Here is a 16,799-nt window from a genome sequence, read left to right on the forward strand (position 1 = left end):
GGCATCACGGCTTCGCCGCCGTCACGCCTGCGATCACTGATGGGTCGATCTGGCCGGCAGCGGGCAGCTTGGCGTCGGCTGCGCCGTTCTCGATGTTCAGCTGCATGACGGTGTCGAAGACCCCGTACAGCCCGCCGGGCTTGCCGGGGGCGCCGATCAGCGCCTTGACCTCGTCGAGCGGCGTGTAGAGAAGGCTGGTGTCGATCACCTCCTTCACCTCCGCCTCGCTCAGATTGTAGTGGGGAGCGGCGAGCTTGATGAAGCCGGCGGGGTCCGCCTGGTAGTAGGCGATCGCCCGGTAGATGCCGGTCAGGAAGTTCTGGTACTTCTTCGGATTCTTTTTGATGTCGTCCTGGCGGGCGGTGATCACGTCGATGATGATGTCGGAGTCCTTGGAGGACAGCAGGATTTTGCCCTTGCGCGCGGGCGTCGCGGTGATGGCCTGCGACAGGAAGGGCTGGTAGGTGCCGACGGCGGCGATGCCGGTGTCGGCGAAGACGGCGACGGTATCGGCGGTCGCGATCTCCTTGATCTTCAGGTCGTTCAGGGACATCCCGTCCTTCTTGAGCGCCATCTGCAGCAGCAGGCGGGCGGGGATGTTCGGCTCGACCGCGATGGTCTTGCCATGCAGGTCGCGGACCGAGGCGACTGAGCCGTCCGCGATCACGCCGTCGCCACCGACCGACTTGTCGATCGTCCCGATGATCACGCCGGGCGTGGCGGCATCGCGCGGCCGGCCCTGGTGTTCGCCGACCGTGCGCATGTCGACCTCGATGTCACCGCGCGCCATCGCCGCCATGACATTGGCGCGGTCGTCCTCGAACCTCATGTCGACGGTCAGGCCGAGCTCCTTGAAATAGCCCTTGTCCATGGCGACGAAGACCGGCGCGAAGCCGGGCCATGTGGGGGCGAGCGCGCGGATGCTGTCGGCGGCCAGGGCCGGCGTGGAAACGCTGGTGAAAAGCAGGGCGGCGGCGGCAAGGCGACGGATCGGCAGCATCGGTGGACCCTTTTCGTTGGAGCACGCTTGCCCTCATCATCGCTGGCGCTTACATCGGCAAAAATCTTTTTTAATGAACGGATACATCGAAAGCTGCCGATATATCCGCGACCGGGGGCTCCATGAGACGGCTCGACAACATCGATCTGCGCCTGCTGCGCGTCTTCGTGACGCTGGCCGACTCCGGCGGCTTCGCCGACGCCCAGATCGCGCTCAACCTGTCGCAGTCGACGCTCAGCACCCATCTGGCGGCGCTGGAGCGCAAGCTCGGCGAACCGCTGTGCGAGCGCGGACGCCGCGGCTTCCGGCTGACCGAGTTCGGGGAGGCGACCTATGACGCCGCCAAGCGGCTGTTCGCGGAGATCGATGCCTTCCACGCACGCATCGGCCACAATCGCGGCAAGCTGACCGGGCGGCTGCGCATCGGCATCGTCGACGGTGTCGTCACCTCCCCGGCGCTCGGCATCCACCATGCGCTGGGGCGCTACCGCGCCTATGCCCCCGACGTCTTCATCGACCTCGTCCAGGGCACCCCGGCGGAGCTGGAAAGCGCCGTCACCGACGGCGTGCGGGACCTCGTCATCGGCCCGATGTCGCAGAAGGTTCCCGGGCTCACCTACGTGCCGATCTACCGCGAGCCGCACGCGCTCTATTGCGGCCGGCAGCATCCGCTGTTCACCCTGCCCGAAGCCCGCATCGACCGCACCGCCATCGAGGAGGCTTCCTTCTCGGTGCGCGGCTACCGGCATTTCGACGATCTCTACCGCACCGACCACCCGCGCCCGTCGGGCACCGTGATGCACATGGAGGCACAGGTCATGATGATCCTGTCCGGCGGCTTCATCGGCTTCCTGCCCCGCCACATCGGCGATTTCTGGGCAGGTCGCGGCGACATGCGCGCGCTGAAGCCGACCGTCTACACCTTCGCCTCCCAGCATTTCGCGGCGACGCGCAGCAGCGACGCCCAGCGCCCGCTGGTGCAGTCCTTCCTGCAGGAGATCAGGAAGCAGGCAGCGGCGACCTGACCATCCGGTATAGCCCATCGAACGGAGCCAAGCCCCGGCACGGGATTTGCGCGGGACTTTGCCAGACATGATCTGTGGAGGCCGGGCATGATGGGTGCGCTTCGCGGCGGTCGGTCCCTTTTCAGCGGCCGGACCGTCCTGTCGACGATCCTGCGCCGTGTCATCGGCGACGGGGACGAGACCGCCTACCAGACCTTCCGTCGCGCGGTGGAGGCGGGCGACCCCGACCAGGCGGCCCGGCTCGCCGCGCTGTTCTGGAGCGGCCGGCCCTGACAATCCGGCCCTGACAATCCGGTGGCAACCATCCGGCGGTCCCATGACTGGTCAAGTTTTGTGCATCGGCATCAGGCCTGCGCATTCCGGCGGTCAAAAGCAGCTTTGAACGTTTCGTAACCTGCGGGCTCGCCCGACCTGCGACCCTGTGGGAAATCCCGGCCCATCGCGACGGGCGGGATCGTCAGAAAAAGGAAGGGGACGATGGCTGGGAAGATCCTGTTTTCGAGCGACATCGACGATCCGGCCGCCTGGGCGGCGGCGCTGCGTGCGCTGCGCCCGGACCTGGAGCTGGTCGACTGGCGCGCGGCGGCCGAGCCGGAGGCCTTCGACTTCGCCCTGCTGTGGAAACCGCCGCCGGGCGGGCTCGGCCCCTACCGCAACCTGAAAGGCATCCAATCGCTGGGGGCCGGCATCAACCAGCTCGACCTCGGCACCCTGCCGCCGGGCGTGCCGCTCGCCCGCTTGATCGACCCGCATCTCACCGAGACGATGGTCGATTACGCGGTGACGGCCGTCTACCGCCATTTCCGCGGCTTCGACCGCTTCGAACGGCAGACCCGCGCACGCCGCTGGGCATATGAGGCCCCACCGGCGAAGGCCGACTTCCCGGTCGGGATCCTGGGTCTCGGCGTCCTCGGCGGGGCAATCGCCCAGCGTCTCCGGACGCTCGGCTTTCCGGTGTCGGGCTGGTCGCGGTCGCCCCGCCCTCTCGATGGAATCACGCTGTTCGCCGGGCCGGACGAATTTCCGGCCTTCCTGGCTTCGGCACGGGCCTTCGTCTGCGTGCTGGCCCTGACGGAGCACACTGCCGGCATCCTGAACCGGGAGACGATGGGCGCCATGCCTCCCGGCAGCGTCATCGTCAACATGGGCCGCGGCGGCCATCTGGTGGAGGCCGATCTGGCGGCGCTGGTCCGCGCCGGGCACATCGCCGGGGCGACGCTGGATGTCCTGTCGCAGGAGCCGGCGCCTGCCGACCACCCCTTCTACGACCTGCCGGAGATCCTGGTGACGCCGCATGTCGCCGGCGGCATCGCCCCGGGTAGCGCCGCCCCCATCGTGATCGAGAATTTCGATCGGGCGATGGCCGGCAAGCCGCTCCTGAACCTCGTGGACCCGGCGCGCGGCTATTGAGCCGCGCGCCGGTCGCCCTGGGGGCCTCCCTCAGGCCGCCACGGCCGGGGCGTCGGCGAGGATGGTCGTGCGGTAGAGCAGCCGCAAGTACCGTTCATAGTCGAACACGGTCGCGGTGTGGAGGACGGCGCGGTTGTCCCAGACGACCAGGTCGTTCTTCCGCCACGCGTGGCGGTACAGGTAGGACGGTGCGGTGACATGGGTCTTCAGCCGGTCCAGCAGGGCGACGCCGTCTTCCCGCGCCATGCCCTCGATCTCGACGATCACCTGCGGGCAGAGCCAGAGGGACTCACGGCCGGTCCGCGGATGGCGGTGGACGAGCGGCTGGCGCACCGGCGGATATTTGGCCCGCGCCGCGTCGGACAGCGGCTTGCGCGTCGGGTCCATGGCTTCGAGCTGGCGGTGCAGATGGTCCCAGGAATGCACGGCGGTCAACCCGCGCAGCTGGTCCTTGTCCTCGTCCGGCAGGGCTTCGAAGGCAGCGGTGGAATCGGCGAACAGCGTGTCGCCGCCCTCCGGCGGCACCTCCACCGCATAGAACAACGCGCCGACCGACGGCACCGGCATATAGGAGTAGTCGAAGTGCCACTCCTCCCGCGCGTTCACGAACAGGGACTTCATCACGCCGCCGACCTTCAGGTTGCCGATCATGATGATCTCGGGGTGACCGTCGAGCAGATGGCTGGAATCGATGTGCGTCTCGGTGTGGCCGAAGCGCCGGCTGCAGGCGACGATCTGCTCCGGCTCCAGATGCTGGTCACGGAACACGATCACCCGGTGGTCGAGGTAGGCGCGGTCGACCTCCTGCCAGACCGCATCCGGCTGAGGCCGGCTCAGGTCCAGGTTGGTCACCACGGCGCCATAGCCGGGACCGACCGGTTCCACCACGAGATGCTTGTATTCGAATTCGGAAAGACCAGCCATCAAAGCTCTCCTTGGAATTCTTGGTGTCGGCGTCGTGAACAGGATAGCATGATGATGGCGCCAAGTAGTTTGACCGCTTTCAAATCGCGCTTTCAAAATCATGAATATCAGTGACGTTGAACTTCCTGATTTACTGACATAAGCTTGCCAACGACGGACAATTCCAGGGGCAGGGACATGTCGGCGATTTCAACATTGCGGCGACAACTGGCAGCGGCGCTGCGGTTGGCGGAGCGCTTCGGCCTGAACGAGGGCGTCTGCAACCATTTCAGCGTGCGGCTGCCCGGCGCGGAGGAGCGGTACCTGATCAACCCCATGGGCGTGCACTGGTCGGAGATCACCGCCAGCCGCCTGCTGCTGTGCGACGGCGACGGCCGCATCCTGGAAGGCCAGGGCACGGTGGAGCCGACTGCCCTGTTCATCCATACCGAGGGGCACCGGGCGCGGCCCGACGCGCTGTGCATCCTGCACACCCACATGCTGCACGCGACGGCGCTGACCTGCGTGGAGGGCGGCGAGCTGCGCTTCTGCCACCAGAATACGCTGCGCTTCTGGAACCGCGTCGCCTACGACGACAGCTACAACGGCCTCGCCATGGACGCGGCGGAGGGCGGGCGCATCTCCTCCGGCACGCAGGGCAAGGACATCGTCTTCCTCGCCCATCACGGCGTCGTCGTGCATGGCCGCAGCGTCGCCGAGGCGTTCCACGACCTGTATTTCCTGGAGCGTGCCTGCCAGTTGCAGGTCGTCGCCGAATCGACCGGCCGGCCGCTGAAGGACATCCCGGCCGCCGCCGCGGAGCACACCGCCCGTCAGTTCGTGGAGTTGGCCGCCTTCGAGGCCGACTACCACTTCGCGGCACTGGAGCGGGTGCTGCTGCGGGAGGCTCCCGATTACGTCGCCTGAGCCAGGAGGGGAGGGCCGGCGCCTTGATGCCCTGGCCGGGCTGGTTCGGCTGGCCCTGCCGATCAGCGCATCGCGCGTGGGCCAGACCGCCATGCTCGCCGTCGACAGCATGATGGTCGGCCATTACGGCACGGACGCGCTGGCCGGCTTCGCCTTCGGCTCCAGCATGGTGCAGACCCTGCAGATCATCGGGCTCGGCCTGCTGATGGGCGGGATGGTCGAGATCTCGGCCGCCGTGGGGCGCGGCCGGCTCGACGAGGCGGGAGCGATCTGGCGGCGGTCCCTGGCCTACGCGTTCGTCATCGGGCTGGCCAGCGTCGGGCTGACGGCGTGGGCGCCGGAGCTTTTCCTCGCCACCGGCCTGCCGGCCGCGCTGGCGGAGCAGGCGGGACGGATCGCGATGATCCTCGCCGGCTCGCTGCCGCCGATGCTGGTCTACGTCGCCAGCGTCATGCTTCTGGAAGGCCTCGGCCGCCCTGCCGCGGCGGTCTGGATCATGGCGGGGGCGAACCTCGCCAACCTGGCGCTGGACGCGGTGCTGGTGTTCGGCTTTGCCGGACTCCCGGCACTGGGGGCGGAAGGCGCGGCGTTCGGGACGCTTGCGGTGCGGATCGGCATCGCCCTGGCGGCGGTCGCCACCATCCTGTGGTGGCTGCCGGAACGGCGGGCGCTCGGGCGCGCCGCCCGGTCCGACCACGCCTGGGCGGCGGGCCGGCGGCAGCGGCGGCTGGGCTTGGCCGAGGGGATGAGCATGGGCCTCGAAAGCGGGTCCTTCGCCGTCATGACCCTCTTCGCCGGCTGGGCCGGGGCGAGGGATCTGGCGGCCTACACCATCGCCATCAACGTCAACATGCTGCTGTTCATGATCGCCGTCGGCATCGGCGGCGCCACGACGGTGCGGGTGGCCCAGGCGCGCGGCCGGGACGACCCGGCGGCGATGGCCGACGCCGCCTGGATGGGGTTCGCCGTCTTCGGCGCCGTGGCACTCGCCGTCGCCATGGTCCTGGTGGCATGGCCCGGCGGCGTGCTGGCTCTCTACACCGCCGACCCCGCCCTGGCGGCGGCGGCCGTCCCGCTGATCGTGCTGATGGGGCCGGTCCATCTGGTGGACGGCATGCAGCGCCTGATCGCCAACGCGCTGCGCGGCTATGGCGAGACCTGGCTGCCGACCGCCAGCCACCTGCTGTGCTACGTCGTCGTCATGGTGCCGGCCGGCCATCTGCTGTGCCTTCCGGCCGGGTTCGGCGCCTACGGCCTCGTGCTGGCCATCGGTGCCGCCAGCCTGCTGGCGACCGCCCTTCTCTTCACCCGGTTCCTGTGGCTGTCCCGCCGCCCGTCCGGCGAACGGACAGTCCCCCGCGCCGCCTGATCCGAACGGGAGCGGTGCGGCTTCTTCCCTTTCTTGGAGGCATGATGGGCAAGCTGCTGAGCGACGCGCAGATCCAGGGATTCCGCGACGACGGCTACGTGTCGGGCATTCCGGTGCTGGACCCGGCGGAGGTGGCCGACCTCGTCGCCCGCACCGAGGCCTTCGAGGCCGAGCGCCCGCAGGACGTCGCCTGGGCCTTCGACATCAAGGCGAACCTGCTGCTGGACTGGGTCTACCGGCTCGGCTGCAACGGCCGGCTGCTCGACGCGGTGGAGGATCTGATCGGCCCCGACCTGCTGATGACCAACGGCGTCTACCGCAACAAGGCTCCGGGATCGGCGGTCGATTACGGCTGGCACCAGGATTCCGCGCGGATCCAGGTCGAGCCCTGCTTCGTCATCGCCTATGTCGCGCTGTCGCCGGCGACGCCGGAGAACGGTTGCCTGCGGGTGATCCCCGGCACCCACGACCGCGTCCGGCCCTTTTCCCTGACCGAAGGCAGCGGCCAGCGCCGCCGCCTCGTCGCCCGCGTCATCGACGTCGACGAGAGCGCGGCCGTCGACCTCGCCCTGGCGCCGGGCGAGGCGGCGATCTTCCACAGCAACCTGATCCACGGCTCGGCGCCGAACCGCAGCGACGCGCGGCGGATGGCCCTGCTCTACGACTACACCCCGGCCGAAGCCCGGCAGAATGTCGGCCGGGGCTCCGGCCAGCTCGTCCGCGGCACCGACCGCTGGGGTCATTTCGCACCGGAGCCGGTGCCCGAACCCGGCCTGACCGAAGCCAACGTGCTGGGCCGGCGCGCCATCCTGTCGACCTACCACGAGAATGTGCTGATGGGCCCGCGGCTGCCCGGCGAGACGGCGACCTTCCCGGACCGGCCCTACTGACCGTCACCGAGCGGCGAACGCCGCCCGCGGATCGTCATCGGGCGGCGTTCGCCGCCCGTACGTCGTTATCTCGCGGCGTTCGCCGCCCGCAAATCGTCGCAGAAGGCACGGACGAGCTGGTTCGACCGGGTGGCCGCCGCCGGCAGCGCCAGCGCGATGTCGGAGGGCATGCGGTAGCGGTCGGGCTGGACCGCCCGCATGCGTTCGGCGGCGATCCATTGGGCGGCGTAATGCTCGGGCAGGAAGCCGATGAACTGGCCGGACAGGATCAGGTGGGCCTGCGCCTCCATGTTCTCGACGCTGGCCTTGTGGTTGGCCTGCCCGATGGCGGCGAGGTCGCGTTCCAGGCTGTAGGCGCGGGCGACGAAATGATAGCGGGTGACGTCCGGCACCTCCAGCCCGGCGCCGATCCGCTCGTACAGCGGATGGCCCTGCCCGCAATAGAGCAGGCTGGTCTCGGTGTAGAGCGTCTCGTACTCGACGCCGGCGACATGGTGGGGAAACACCGCGACGGCGAGGTTCAGGCGGCCGTCGAGCAGCGCGTGGTTCAGGCCGGATGGACGGTCGACCGCAAGGCGGATGTGGACCTCGTTGTCGCGCTGCTCGAAGCGGTTGATGGCGGCGGCGATGGGGGAGCGGCTGTCGGTCACCGTGCTGTCGACGAGGCCGATGGTCAGTTCCCCGACCAGACGGCCGCGCAGGGAGGCCGTCTCGATGCGGAAGTCGTCGAGCGCGTGGAACAGCCGCTTGGTGGCGCGGTGGACCCGCTCACCCTTCTCGGTCAGCCGGAAGCCGTTGCGCCCGCGCTCGCACAGCGTCATGCCGAGACGCTGTTCGAGGTTGCTCAGATGGATGCTCAGCGTCGACGGCGTCAGCCCCAGCTTGGCCTGCGCACCGGCGAAGCCGCCGCTCTCCGCCAGGGTGTGGAAGACCCGGAGAAGGCGGAGGTCGATGTTGTCGACGTTCATGCGTCACCCCTCGCCCGTTGACCGCGCCGCCCCACGACGGAGGCGGCGCGCCATACGTATGCAAGGCATGAGCCAGCCGCTTGCCGCTCCGCCCTCTCGGAAGCAGCGTCAGCGCAGGCGCGGCCGGTGGTGCAGCACGCGCCCGATCACGTTCATCAGAAGCTGCGCGCCGAGGATCGCGGTCCCGCCGGTGTGGTCGTAGTCGGGCGCCACCTCGACGAGGTCGATGCCGACCACCGGGTTGCGCCGCGCGATGCCGTCCAGCAGTTCCAGCACCTCGTAATAGGTGAAGCCGCCATGGCTCGGCGTTCCGGTGCCCGGGGCGATGGACGGGTCGAAGCCGTCGATATCGATGGTCAGGTAGCAGCGGCGCCCCGGCGGAATGCGCGCGACCACCGCCTCGATGCCGAGCTTGCGGATCTGGCGGACGCTGAGGATGTCGGACCCCATGGCGCGGGCGGCGTCGTAGCCATCGCGCGCGGTCGAGGAGACGTTGCGGATGCCGAGCTGGGTCAGGCCGCTGACCCAGGGCCGCTCCGCCGCGCGCCGCATCGGGTTGCCATGGCCGTGCCGCACGCCATGGCGCTCGTCGACGAAGTCGAGATGGGCATCGATCTGGACGAGGTGGAAGGGTTCCTCCCCGGAAAAGGCGGCGATGCAGGGGATGTTGATGGAATGGTCGCCGCCCAGCACGACCGGCAGCGCGCCGGCCGCCAGGATTTTGCGCACGGCCTGCTCGATGTTGGCGTGGCTGCGGACGGTGTCGGTGTGGACGATGTCGGCATCGCCGATGTCCACCATCCGGCAGCCGTCCTGCGGCAGATAGACGATGTCGTCCTCGTGGTCGTAGGCGCCGGCATGCCCGAACGAGAACAGGGTGGAGGCCTCGCGGATGGCGCGCGGCCCGAAACGGGCGCCGGCCCGCCACTGGGTTCCGGCGTCGAACGGCGCCCCGAGGACGGCGACGTCGGCGTCGATGCGATCCCAGTCGGTGGCGATCGGGCTCTTCCCGAAGGTGCAGAAGCCGACGAACGGCAGGTCGAGCCGGCCCGTCTCGTAGCCGTGGGCCATCAGTGCTTCCTCCGGCGCCGTACGGGACCAGGAGTTGCGGGATCGATGTCGGGATGCGGCATTGTCGATGCGCCTTCGGTCGTTTCGCCCCATCCTTCCGCCTTCCGGCGCACCGGCAAAGTTCCTTTGCTCAAACCATGGTTGGAGACCCATCCAAGCGGACCGCTTCAGGCCGCTCACGGCATCCATGTACCGTTGGTTTCAAGACCCCGGCCCAACCCGTATGAAAACGAGCAGTTCTGCTACTCCAATCGTTAGGTCCACCGCGGCGCGATGCTTATCGAATCTTCAAATCCCATTTTGACAGATGTCGCTGCACAGAAAATGATCACGGTAAATGCCGGATTGACATGGGATTGATTAAACATTGCACTTGATTGCCTATTGTTTGGTCATTGTTTTGAGTTGACAGTGTAATTCGCTTATCCGTGTACTTGAGCATCTCGGAAATCCAATCATTGCCGAATGGAACGGAGCCAAGCGATGAACAGCATTCGACGTTTTCTGATCGGCGTTGCGCTCGCGGCACTCACCACACCGGCCTTTGCCGCCGACAAGCTGGTCATCGGCAACGAAGGAACCTATCCGCCCTTCAGCATGATGACTCCCGACGGCAAGGTGACGGGGATCGAGCCCGATCTGGCGCGCGAGATGTGCAGCCGCATGAAGGCGGATTGCGAGATCAAGGTGATGGATTTCCAGGCGCTGATCCCGGCCCTGCTTCAGGGACGGCTGGGCGCGATCGGGTCGCAGCTGACGCCTCTGCCGGAACGCAAGGCGAAGATGCTCTTCTCCATGCCGATCATCTTCAACCACGACGCCTTCGTCCTGCGCAGGGACCGCACCGTCGCCTTCACCAAGGAGGGGCTGAAGGGCACGCGGATCGGCGTCCAGCGTGGCACGCCCCAAGCCAAATACATCACGGAGAATTTCGCCGGCTCGGTGACGCCCAGCCTGTACGACAACCCCGAGCAGATGAAGCTGGACCTGCTGGCCGGACGTCTGGACATGGTGTTCGGGGCCAGCCTGAACTGGACCGCGTCCCTGATCGACACGCCGGACGGCAAGGACTGGAAGCTGTCGGACTTCACGGTATGGACCGGCGACCCCGCGCTTCCCGCAGCCGAGCAGGGCAGCAGCTGGGCCGTGCCGAAGGGCCAGGAGGCGGTCTTGGAGAAGATGAACGTCGCCCTGAAGAGCATGATCGCCGACTGCTCCTTCACCACCATCCGGGCGAAGTACCTGTCCTCGCCGATCTCGCCGGACGAGGCCGCCTGCATCGCGAAGAAGAGCTGACCTGCAACCGGGAGATGCCGCCATGGGTCTTCTTGCCTACGGTGCCGACGGGTACGGCGACGAGCTGCTGGACGGAGCGCTGGTCACGGTGCAGCTGGCGGTGTTCTCCTACCTGCTGGCGGCGATCCTGGGAACGCTCATGGCGGTCCTGACCCTGAAGCCGCACGGCCTGCGCTGGATGATCGGCCGCGTCTACGCCTCGGTGGCGACGGGCATCCCGTCGCTGCTGGTGATCTTCCTCCTCTATTACGGCGGGACGGAGATCGTCCACGCCCTGCTGGCGCCGTTCGGGGTGGAGGAGCGGCCGGCGATCCCGCCGATGGCAGCGGCGGTCGCCGCCCTCACCTTCGTCTACACGCCCTATCTCGCCGATCTGCTGCGCAGCGCGCTCCAGAACGTTCCCAAAGGCCAGCTGGAGGCGGCGGAAGTGCTGTCGGTGCCGCGGCGGCAAATCTGGCTGAAGGTCCTGCTGCCCCAGGCGCTGCGCATCGCCTATCCCGGCTTCGTCAACATCTGGGTGGTGCTGCTGAAGGACACGGCGCTGGTGTCTCTGGCCGGCCTCACCGACCTCATCGCCGCCGCGAAGGTCGCCTCGGGCTCCACCCGCGAACCGTTCCTGTTCTATGGCGTGGTGGTGGTGTTCTTCATCCTGTTCAGCGCGGCGACGATCCGGCTGGCGAACCGCCAGTCGCGTCGGCTCGACCGCGGCGTCCGCGCATCTGAAGCCTGATCCGCCGAAGCTTGGTCCGCCCGGGCCAATCTGTGCCGGCCGGCCGCATTGGAGGCCTGATGACTTTCGATTTCGCCCTCGCCTGGACCAGCCTGCCGGCATTGCTGAACGGCGCCTGGATGACCGTCCTGATCACCGTCAGCGTGATGGCGGTCGGCGCCGTGCTGGGGTTTGGCATGTGTCTCGTGCGCATGTCGCGCAACAGGGCGCTGGCCGCCATCGGCGCCGCCTATGTGGCGGTCTTCCGCGGGGCGCCCAGCATCGTTCTGCTCTATCTGGTCTATGCCGGGCTGCCGCAGCTCTCCATCGTCCGCGACACGCCGCTGTGGCTGCTGTTCGCGAGCCCGCTTTTCTGCGCCATCCTCGGCCTCGGGCTCAACCACTCCGCCTATGTGGTGGAGATCCTGCGCGGCGGCCTGTCCGCCGTGCCCGCGGGACCGGTCGAGGCCGCCCTGGCCCTCGGCTTGCCGCCGCGGATCGTCTTCGTCAAGGTCCGGCTGCCGATGGCCGTCCGCTACGGTCTCAAGGCCTACCAGAACGAGGTTCTGATCTTCCTGAAGAGCACGGTGGCGGTGGGGGCGGTCACCATCGCCGATCTGACCGGCGCGGCGAACGAGATCTTCGCGATGACCTACGACCCGTTCACGCCGCTGGTCACCGCCGGGGCGATGTACTGGCTGCTGACCAACGGCCTGCGTCTCGGCTTCGAGGCTCTCGACCGCCGGCTGAACCGGCATCTCGCCGCCACTGTGCCGGACCGCAGACCGGCGACGGTACGGCGGTCCCGCCCCGGCCTGTCGTTGTTCAGGCAGCCGCTGGTCCGCCGCCTTCCCGCGAAACCCGCCGCCCGCGAGACCCACTGAATGACGGAGACCAGGATGGGACCGGCTTTACCGATACCGACGCCAACGCCGGCGCCGCAGGGCGCGGGAACACGCCTGCGGACCAGGGCGGCGATCGAATTGCGGGATCTGCGCAAGCGCTACGGCGAACAGGAGGTCCTGCGGGGGGTGACGCTCACCGTCGAGCGCGGCGAGAAGATCGTGCTGTGCGGTCCCTCCGGATCGGGGAAATCGACCCTGATCCGCTGCATCAACGGCCTGGAGCGGCATGACGGCGGCACGATCGCCGTCAACGGCGTGACTCTCGAGGCCGACGGGCGCGGCGTCCAGGACGTGCGGCGCGAGGTCGGCATGGTGTTCCAGCACTTCAACCTGTTCCCGCACATGACCGTCCTGGAGAATTGCACCTTCGCGCCGCGCCAAGCGCTTGGCCTGTCGGCCGCCGCAGCGGCGGAGCGGGCGATGCACCATCTGGCCCGCGTCCGCATCGCCGATCAGGCGGGCAAATTTCCGGCGCAGCTGTCCGGCGGCCAGCAGCAGCGCGTCGCCATCGCCCGCGCGCTGTGCATGGACCCCAGGATCATGCTGTTCGACGAGCCGACCTCCGCCCTCGACCCGGAGATGGTCGCGGAGGTGCTGCAGGTGATGGAGGAACTGGCGGCACAGGGAATGACGATGCTGTGCGTGACCCATGAGATGGGCTTCGCACGCCACGTCGCCGACCGGTGCGTCTTCCTCGACGGCGGCGAGATCGTCGAGCAGGCGGGCGCGGAGCGCTTCTTCGTCGCGCCGGAAAGCGACCGGCTGAAGAGGTTCCTCAGGCAGATGCTGCACTGACCGTCATCGTGGGTTTCGTCGCAGGGATCGAGACGCTGTTCGTAGGACCACCATCCGCTTCAAACCCCTGAAGCGGATTGTCCAAGCTCCCGGTTGGCAGGAAACCCCGTGGTCGGCGCTCTACACCGGACGATGAAAGACTGACTGAACCCATTTCACGCCACACGTCGATCCGTGCTCTACAGCGTCATGCATTCAATATGAAACGCACGACGCCGTAGCCTTTGGTGGAGAATCGGATTCACGCTTCAAATCGATTCCGATTTTACGCGATCCGCTCTATGCAGCACGGATCTCCGCCAGAAACGCCTCAAGCTCATGTTTCAACAAGGCCGCATCGGCCGCCAGGGTGTCGGCGGACTGAATGACTTGCTTGGCAGCAACCCCGCTCTCCTGCTCAGCCTTCCGGATGTCGACCACGCTGCGTGACACTTCATTGGTTCCGAGCGCCGCCTGCTGAGCATTGCGGCTGATCTCGTCGGTCGCCGCACTCTGTTGCCCGACCGAGTCGGCCATCTCGACGGTCGACTTATCGATATGCTCGACTTGGTCGATGATACCACGCATTCCTTCCACGGTTCGGTCGGACGCCGCTTTCACGGTGCTGATCTGCTGCCCGATCTGTTCCGTCATCGCATGCGTCTGGCTGGCCAGATTCTTGACCTCGCTCGCGACCACGGCAAAGCCTTTGCCGGCTTCACCCGCTCGCGCCGCCTCGATCGTGGCATTCAGCGCCAGCAGGTTGGTCTGCGATGCCACCGCGTTGATGGACGCGACGACCTGATCCACCTGCTCGATGGCGGTCGACAGCGCGTCCAAATGGACGCGTGCCTGCTCCGCCCGTTCGGCGGTCATCTTCGACCTCTGGGCCGCTTGTGCCACCCGCCCCGACAAACCGCGGATCGCCGTGGACATCTCCTCGGCGGCGGACGCCACCGCCTGCACATTGACCGACGCCTGCTCGGAGGCGGATGCCACCGACGTACAGTCCTGTTCGGCCTTCCGGACCGCGGAGGACATGTGCAAGGCCGTTTCCTGGAAGCCGCTGGCCGACCGGGCGAGCTGGTCGACGATGCAGCCGACCCTGCTTTCGAACCGGTTCGCCAGATCGAACACCGCCGCCCGCTTTTCGTCGGCCGCCTGGGCGGCGGCGCTGCGATGCTCCTGCTCCATCTGCCGGTTGCGCAGGATGTTCGCCTTGAAGACCTCGAGCGTGCGCGCCATGCCGCCGATCTCGTCCCGCCGCCCGCGTTCCGGCACCTCGGCATCCAGATCATGGTCCGCTAGGCGCAGCATGACGCCATGCACGCGCGACAGCGGGCGCGTCACGCTGCGGGCGACCGCCCAGCCCAGCAGCAGGGCCAGCGCCGACATCCCGGCGACCACCAGGCCGAACACGGTCATCATGCCGAAGAAGGCGGAGCGCAGGTCGTCGGTATAGACGCCGGTGCCGATGACCCAGTCCCACGGCTTGAAATGGACCGAATAGGCCAGCTTCTCGTAGGTCGGACCCTGTGGATCGTTGGGCCGCGGCCACTCATAGGTCACGAACTCCGGCACCGGCGTCAGGGCGCCCCGCACCGCCTCACGGATGACGTAGACGCCGTTGCGGTCGCGAATCTCGGCACCGCTCTTGCCGATCAGTGCCGGGTTGGCATGCATGACGTTGATGATCTGCGAGGTCCAGATCCAGAGATATTCGCCGTCGGCATAGCGCATGGCGCCGATCGCCGTCCTGGCGCGGTCCTTCGCGTCCTCCTCGTTCATCACGCCGTCCTGCGCCAGCTTGTGGAAGCGGGCGGCGATGCTGCCGCCGCTTTCAGCGATGAAGCGGACGCTGTTCATCCGCTGCTCGACCAGCGCACGGTTGACGAAATGGCCGCCGACCGCCGCCACCAGTCCGGCGGCGATGATCGACAGCGACGCGAGAAATCCGATCCGCCACCGCAACGGCAGTTCCGACAGGCGCATGATTCTATCTTTCCTCTTTCCGGCTCACGTCCCGCACCGGGCGGACGTCACGAGCCGTCGCCCGCCCCGGCCACGAGGCTGGTGACGGATTCGACGCTACCCTGGTCCGTGGAATGGACCCGGCTCACCTCGTTGAACGCGGAGATCTGGGCGTGGCTGACATGGCTGAAATGTTCCGCCGCCCGCAGGGCGAGGGCCTGCCCATCCAGGGCGTCGGCGACCGCGATGCGCAGGGTAACGGGCACGTCGATAATCTGTACCATACTACTCTCCTCCAAAAGGGTACAAATGGTCGCGGCCCGGCTCCCACTGCCGCCGTCTTGGAGCAGGGGAGACCGGGCCGCGGGACTGTCGTCAGCCCCGCTCGACGCAGAGGGCGACGCCCATGCCGCCGCCGATGCACAGGGTGGCGAGACCCTTCCTGGCATCGCGCCGGCCCATCTCGTGCAGCAGGCTGACCAGGATGCGGGCACCGGACGCGCCGATCGGATGGCCGAGCGCGATGGCGCCGCCATTGACGTTGACCTTGGCGGCATCCCAGCCCATGCCGGCATTCACCGCCAGGGCCTGCGCCGCGAAGGCCTCGTTCGCCTCGATCAGGTCGAGATCGCCGACCGTCCAGCCGGCTTTCTCCAGGGCCAGCTTCGACGCCGGGATCGGGCCGGTGCCCATCACCGCCGGATCGACGCCGGCCGTCGCCCAGGAGGCGATGCGCGCCAGCGGCGCGATGCCGCGGCGGGCGGCGTTCTCCGCCGTCATCAGCACCAGCGCGGCGGCGCCGTCGTTGAGGCCCGACGCATTGCCGGCGGTCACCGTGCCGTCCTTGGCGAAGGCCGGGCGCAGCTTGGCCAGCGCCTCGATGGTGGTGCCGTGCTTGGGATATTCGTCGGTGTCGACGATGGTGTCGCCCTTGCGTCCCTTGATGGTGACCGGGACGATCTCGTCCTTGAAGCGGCCGGCCTTCTGCGCCGCCTCGGCCTTCTGCTGCGAGGCGAGGGCAAACAGGTCCTGCCGCTCGCGGTCGAGGGTCCAGGCGCGGGCGACGTTTTCGGCGGTGACGCCCATGTGGTAGCCGTTGAAGGCTTCCCACAGCCCGTCCCGGATCATGCTGTCGAGCATCTCCGCGCTGCCCATCTTGGTGCCGTTGCGCAGATGCATGAGGTGGGGCGACAGGCTCATGTTCTCCTGGCCGCCGACCACCATCACCTCGGCGTCGCCGGTGCGGATCGCCTGCCAGCCGAGCGCCACCGACCGCAGGCCGGAGCCGCAGACCTGATTGATGCCGAAGGCGGTCTTCTCGACCGGGATGCCGGCGGCGACGGCGGCCTGGCGGGCCGGGTTCTGGCCCTGGCCGGCGGTCAGCACCTGGCCCAGGATGACTTCCGACACCTCGGCGGCATCGGTGTGGGCGCGCGCCAGCGCCTCGCGGATCGCGGCGGCGCCAAGCTCATGGGCGGGAACGGCGGCGAGCGCGCCGTTGAAGCCGCCGATGGCGGTGCGGGCGGCGCTGGCGATGACGATCTCGGTCATGGCGGATTTCTCCGGAATTTTGTTTCTTGA

The 16,799-nt window shown here is 67.9% G+C and carries 17 protein-coding genes; 10 read left to right on the forward strand and 7 right to left on the reverse strand.

The annotated features are described in order from the left end of the window. Nucleotides 1-4 precede the first annotated feature (4 nt). Nucleotides 5-1,000 carry an ABC transporter substrate-binding protein gene (locus tag JHL17_RS24340; RefSeq protein WP_200197165.1) on the reverse strand — a complete coding sequence of 332 codons (996 nt, stop codon included), beginning with the start codon at nt 998-1,000 and terminating at the stop codon, nt 5-7. A 122-nt stretch (nt 1,001-1,122) separates the two neighbouring features. On the opposite strand from JHL17_RS24340, the gene JHL17_RS24345 reads away from it, so the two are divergent. The 3 genes from JHL17_RS24345 to JHL17_RS24355 all read left to right on the forward strand — a co-directional run bounded on the left by JHL17_RS24345 (nt 1,123) and on the right by JHL17_RS24355 (nt 3,435). Further along, the gene (locus JHL17_RS24345) at nt 1,123-2,025 is read left to right on the forward strand and encodes a LysR family transcriptional regulator (protein WP_200197167.1); all 903 of its coding nucleotides are present in this window, start codon (nt 1,123-1,125) and stop codon (nt 2,023-2,025) included. An 87-nt stretch (nt 2,026-2,112) separates the two neighbouring features. Further along, nucleotides 2,113-2,298: a hypothetical protein gene (locus JHL17_RS24350; RefSeq protein ID WP_200197168.1), complete on the forward strand. Its 186-nt coding sequence runs from the start codon at nt 2,113-2,115 to the stop codon at nt 2,296-2,298. 204 nt (nt 2,299-2,502) lie between these two features. Beyond that, the gene (locus tag JHL17_RS24355) at nt 2,503-3,435 is read left to right on the forward strand and encodes a 2-hydroxyacid dehydrogenase (protein ID WP_200197170.1); all 933 of its coding nucleotides are present in this window, start codon (nt 2,503-2,505) and stop codon (nt 3,433-3,435) included. A 30-nt stretch (nt 3,436-3,465) separates the two neighbouring features. Here JHL17_RS24355 and JHL17_RS24360 read toward each other — a convergent pair whose 3' ends face one another. Then, nucleotides 3,466-4,359, reverse strand: a complete 894-nt coding sequence (locus JHL17_RS24360) for a TauD/TfdA dioxygenase family protein (RefSeq protein ID WP_200197171.1) — start codon at nt 4,357-4,359, stop codon at nt 3,466-3,468. Between the two features lie 144 nt (nt 4,360-4,503). Here JHL17_RS24360 and JHL17_RS24365 point away from each other — a divergent pair, with 144 nt between their 5' ends. The 3 genes from JHL17_RS24365 to JHL17_RS24375 all read left to right on the forward strand — a co-directional run bounded on the left by JHL17_RS24365 (nt 4,504) and on the right by JHL17_RS24375 (nt 7,524). Beyond that, the gene (locus JHL17_RS24365) at nt 4,504-5,265 is read left to right on the forward strand and encodes an aldolase (RefSeq protein WP_282189356.1); all 762 of its coding nucleotides are present in this window, start codon (nt 4,504-4,506) and stop codon (nt 5,263-5,265) included. A gap of 61 nt (nt 5,266-5,326) precedes the next feature. Then, nucleotides 5,327-6,634: an MATE family efflux transporter gene (locus JHL17_RS24370; protein ID WP_345773870.1), complete on the forward strand. Its 1,308-nt coding sequence runs from the start codon at nt 5,327-5,329 to the stop codon at nt 6,632-6,634. 41 nt (nt 6,635-6,675) lie between these two features. Further along, nucleotides 6,676-7,524 (forward strand): phytanoyl-CoA dioxygenase family protein, encoded by an 849-nt coding sequence (locus JHL17_RS24375; RefSeq protein ID WP_200197176.1) that lies wholly within the window; start codon nt 6,676-6,678, stop codon nt 7,522-7,524. A 65-nt stretch (nt 7,525-7,589) separates the two neighbouring features. Here JHL17_RS24375 and JHL17_RS24380 read toward each other — a convergent pair whose 3' ends face one another. Both JHL17_RS24380 and speB read right to left on the reverse strand, forming a co-directional pair. Next, nucleotides 7,590-8,492 carry a LysR family transcriptional regulator gene (locus tag JHL17_RS24380; protein ID WP_200197177.1) on the reverse strand — a complete coding sequence of 301 codons (903 nt, stop codon included), beginning with the start codon at nt 8,490-8,492 and terminating at the stop codon, nt 7,590-7,592. Between the two features lie 108 nt (nt 8,493-8,600). Continuing rightward, nucleotides 8,601-9,563, reverse strand: a complete 963-nt coding sequence (speB, locus tag JHL17_RS24385) for an agmatinase (protein ID WP_200197179.1) — start codon at nt 9,561-9,563, stop codon at nt 8,601-8,603. Between the two features lie 483 nt (nt 9,564-10,046). On the opposite strand from speB, the gene JHL17_RS24390 reads away from it, so the two are divergent. Genes JHL17_RS24390 through JHL17_RS24405 form a run of 4 tightly spaced genes read left to right on the forward strand, consistent with a single transcriptional unit; the run spans nt 10,047 to nt 13,268 of the window. Further along, nucleotides 10,047-10,859, forward strand: a complete 813-nt coding sequence (locus JHL17_RS24390) for a transporter substrate-binding domain-containing protein (protein WP_200197180.1) — start codon at nt 10,047-10,049, stop codon at nt 10,857-10,859. A 22-nt stretch (nt 10,860-10,881) separates the two neighbouring features. Next, nucleotides 10,882-11,589 carry an amino acid ABC transporter permease gene (locus tag JHL17_RS24395; RefSeq protein ID WP_200197182.1) on the forward strand — a complete coding sequence of 236 codons (708 nt, stop codon included), beginning with the start codon at nt 10,882-10,884 and terminating at the stop codon, nt 11,587-11,589. Between the two features lie 59 nt (nt 11,590-11,648). Further along, nucleotides 11,649-12,452, forward strand: a complete 804-nt coding sequence (locus JHL17_RS24400) for an ABC transporter permease (RefSeq protein ID WP_200197184.1) — start codon at nt 11,649-11,651, stop codon at nt 12,450-12,452. Continuing rightward, nucleotides 12,453-13,268 (forward strand): amino acid ABC transporter ATP-binding protein, encoded by an 816-nt coding sequence (locus JHL17_RS24405; RefSeq protein ID WP_247893789.1) that lies wholly within the window; start codon nt 12,453-12,455, stop codon nt 13,266-13,268. It abuts the gene before it with no gap. A 279-nt stretch (nt 13,269-13,547) separates the two neighbouring features. Here JHL17_RS24405 and JHL17_RS24410 read toward each other — a convergent pair whose 3' ends face one another. The 3 genes from JHL17_RS24410 to JHL17_RS24420 form a co-directional block, all read right to left on the reverse strand. Beyond that, nucleotides 13,548-15,239 carry a methyl-accepting chemotaxis protein gene (locus JHL17_RS24410; protein ID WP_200197185.1) on the reverse strand — a complete coding sequence of 564 codons (1,692 nt, stop codon included), beginning with the start codon at nt 15,237-15,239 and terminating at the stop codon, nt 13,548-13,550. A gap of 47 nt (nt 15,240-15,286) precedes the next feature. Continuing rightward, nucleotides 15,287-15,502: a hypothetical protein gene (locus JHL17_RS24415; RefSeq protein WP_200197186.1), complete on the reverse strand. Its 216-nt coding sequence runs from the start codon at nt 15,500-15,502 to the stop codon at nt 15,287-15,289. Between the two features lie 91 nt (nt 15,503-15,593). Beyond that, on the reverse strand, nt 15,594-16,769 hold the full coding sequence (locus JHL17_RS24420; RefSeq protein WP_200197187.1) for an acetyl-CoA C-acetyltransferase: 1,176 nt from the start codon (nt 16,767-16,769) through the stop codon (nt 15,594-15,596). Nucleotides 16,770-16,799 lie beyond the last annotated feature (30 nt).

The sequence above is a fragment of the Azospirillum endophyticum genome (genome assembly GCF_016595245.1).
GTDB classification, from domain to species: domain Bacteria; phylum Pseudomonadota; class Alphaproteobacteria; order Azospirillales; family Azospirillaceae; genus Azospirillum; species Azospirillum endophyticum.

Coding starts and splice junctions, on each gene's coding strand:
- JHL17_RS24350 (WP_200197168.1), top strand. CDS start 2,113: ATGATGGGTGCGCTTCGCGGCGGTCGGTCCCTTTTCAGCGGCCGGACC.
- JHL17_RS24345 (WP_200197167.1), top strand. CDS start 1,123: ATGAGACGGCTCGACAACATCGATCTGCGCCTGCTGCGCGTCTTCGTG.
- JHL17_RS24380 (WP_200197177.1), bottom strand. CDS start 8,492: ATGAACGTCGACAACATCGACCTCCGCCTTCTCCGGGTCTTCCACACC.
- JHL17_RS24400 (WP_200197184.1), top strand. CDS start 11,649: ATGACTTTCGATTTCGCCCTCGCCTGGACCAGCCTGCCGGCATTGCTG.
- JHL17_RS24355 (WP_200197170.1), top strand. CDS start 2,503: ATGGCTGGGAAGATCCTGTTTTCGAGCGACATCGACGATCCGGCCGCC.
- JHL17_RS24360 (WP_200197171.1), bottom strand. CDS start 4,359: ATGGCTGGTCTTTCCGAATTCGAATACAAGCATCTCGTGGTGGAACCG.
- JHL17_RS24340 (WP_200197165.1), bottom strand. CDS start 1,000: ATGCTGCCGATCCGTCGCCTTGCCGCCGCCGCCCTGCTTTTCACCAGC.
- JHL17_RS24405 (WP_247893789.1), top strand. CDS start 12,453: ATGACGGAGACCAGGATGGGACCGGCTTTACCGATACCGACGCCAACG.
- JHL17_RS24375 (WP_200197176.1), top strand. CDS start 6,676: ATGATGGGCAAGCTGCTGAGCGACGCGCAGATCCAGGGATTCCGCGAC.
- JHL17_RS24420 (WP_200197187.1), bottom strand. CDS start 16,769: ATGACCGAGATCGTCATCGCCAGCGCCGCCCGCACCGCCATCGGCGGC.
- JHL17_RS24410 (WP_200197185.1), bottom strand. CDS start 15,239: ATGCGCCTGTCGGAACTGCCGTTGCGGTGGCGGATCGGATTTCTCGCG.
- JHL17_RS24415 (WP_200197186.1), bottom strand. CDS start 15,502: ATGGTACAGATTATCGACGTGCCCGTTACCCTGCGCATCGCGGTCGCC.
- speB (WP_200197179.1), bottom strand. CDS start 9,563: ATGGCCCACGGCTACGAGACGGGCCGGCTCGACCTGCCGTTCGTCGGC.
- JHL17_RS24390 (WP_200197180.1), top strand. CDS start 10,047: ATGAACAGCATTCGACGTTTTCTGATCGGCGTTGCGCTCGCGGCACTC.
- JHL17_RS24395 (WP_200197182.1), top strand. CDS start 10,882: ATGGGTCTTCTTGCCTACGGTGCCGACGGGTACGGCGACGAGCTGCTG.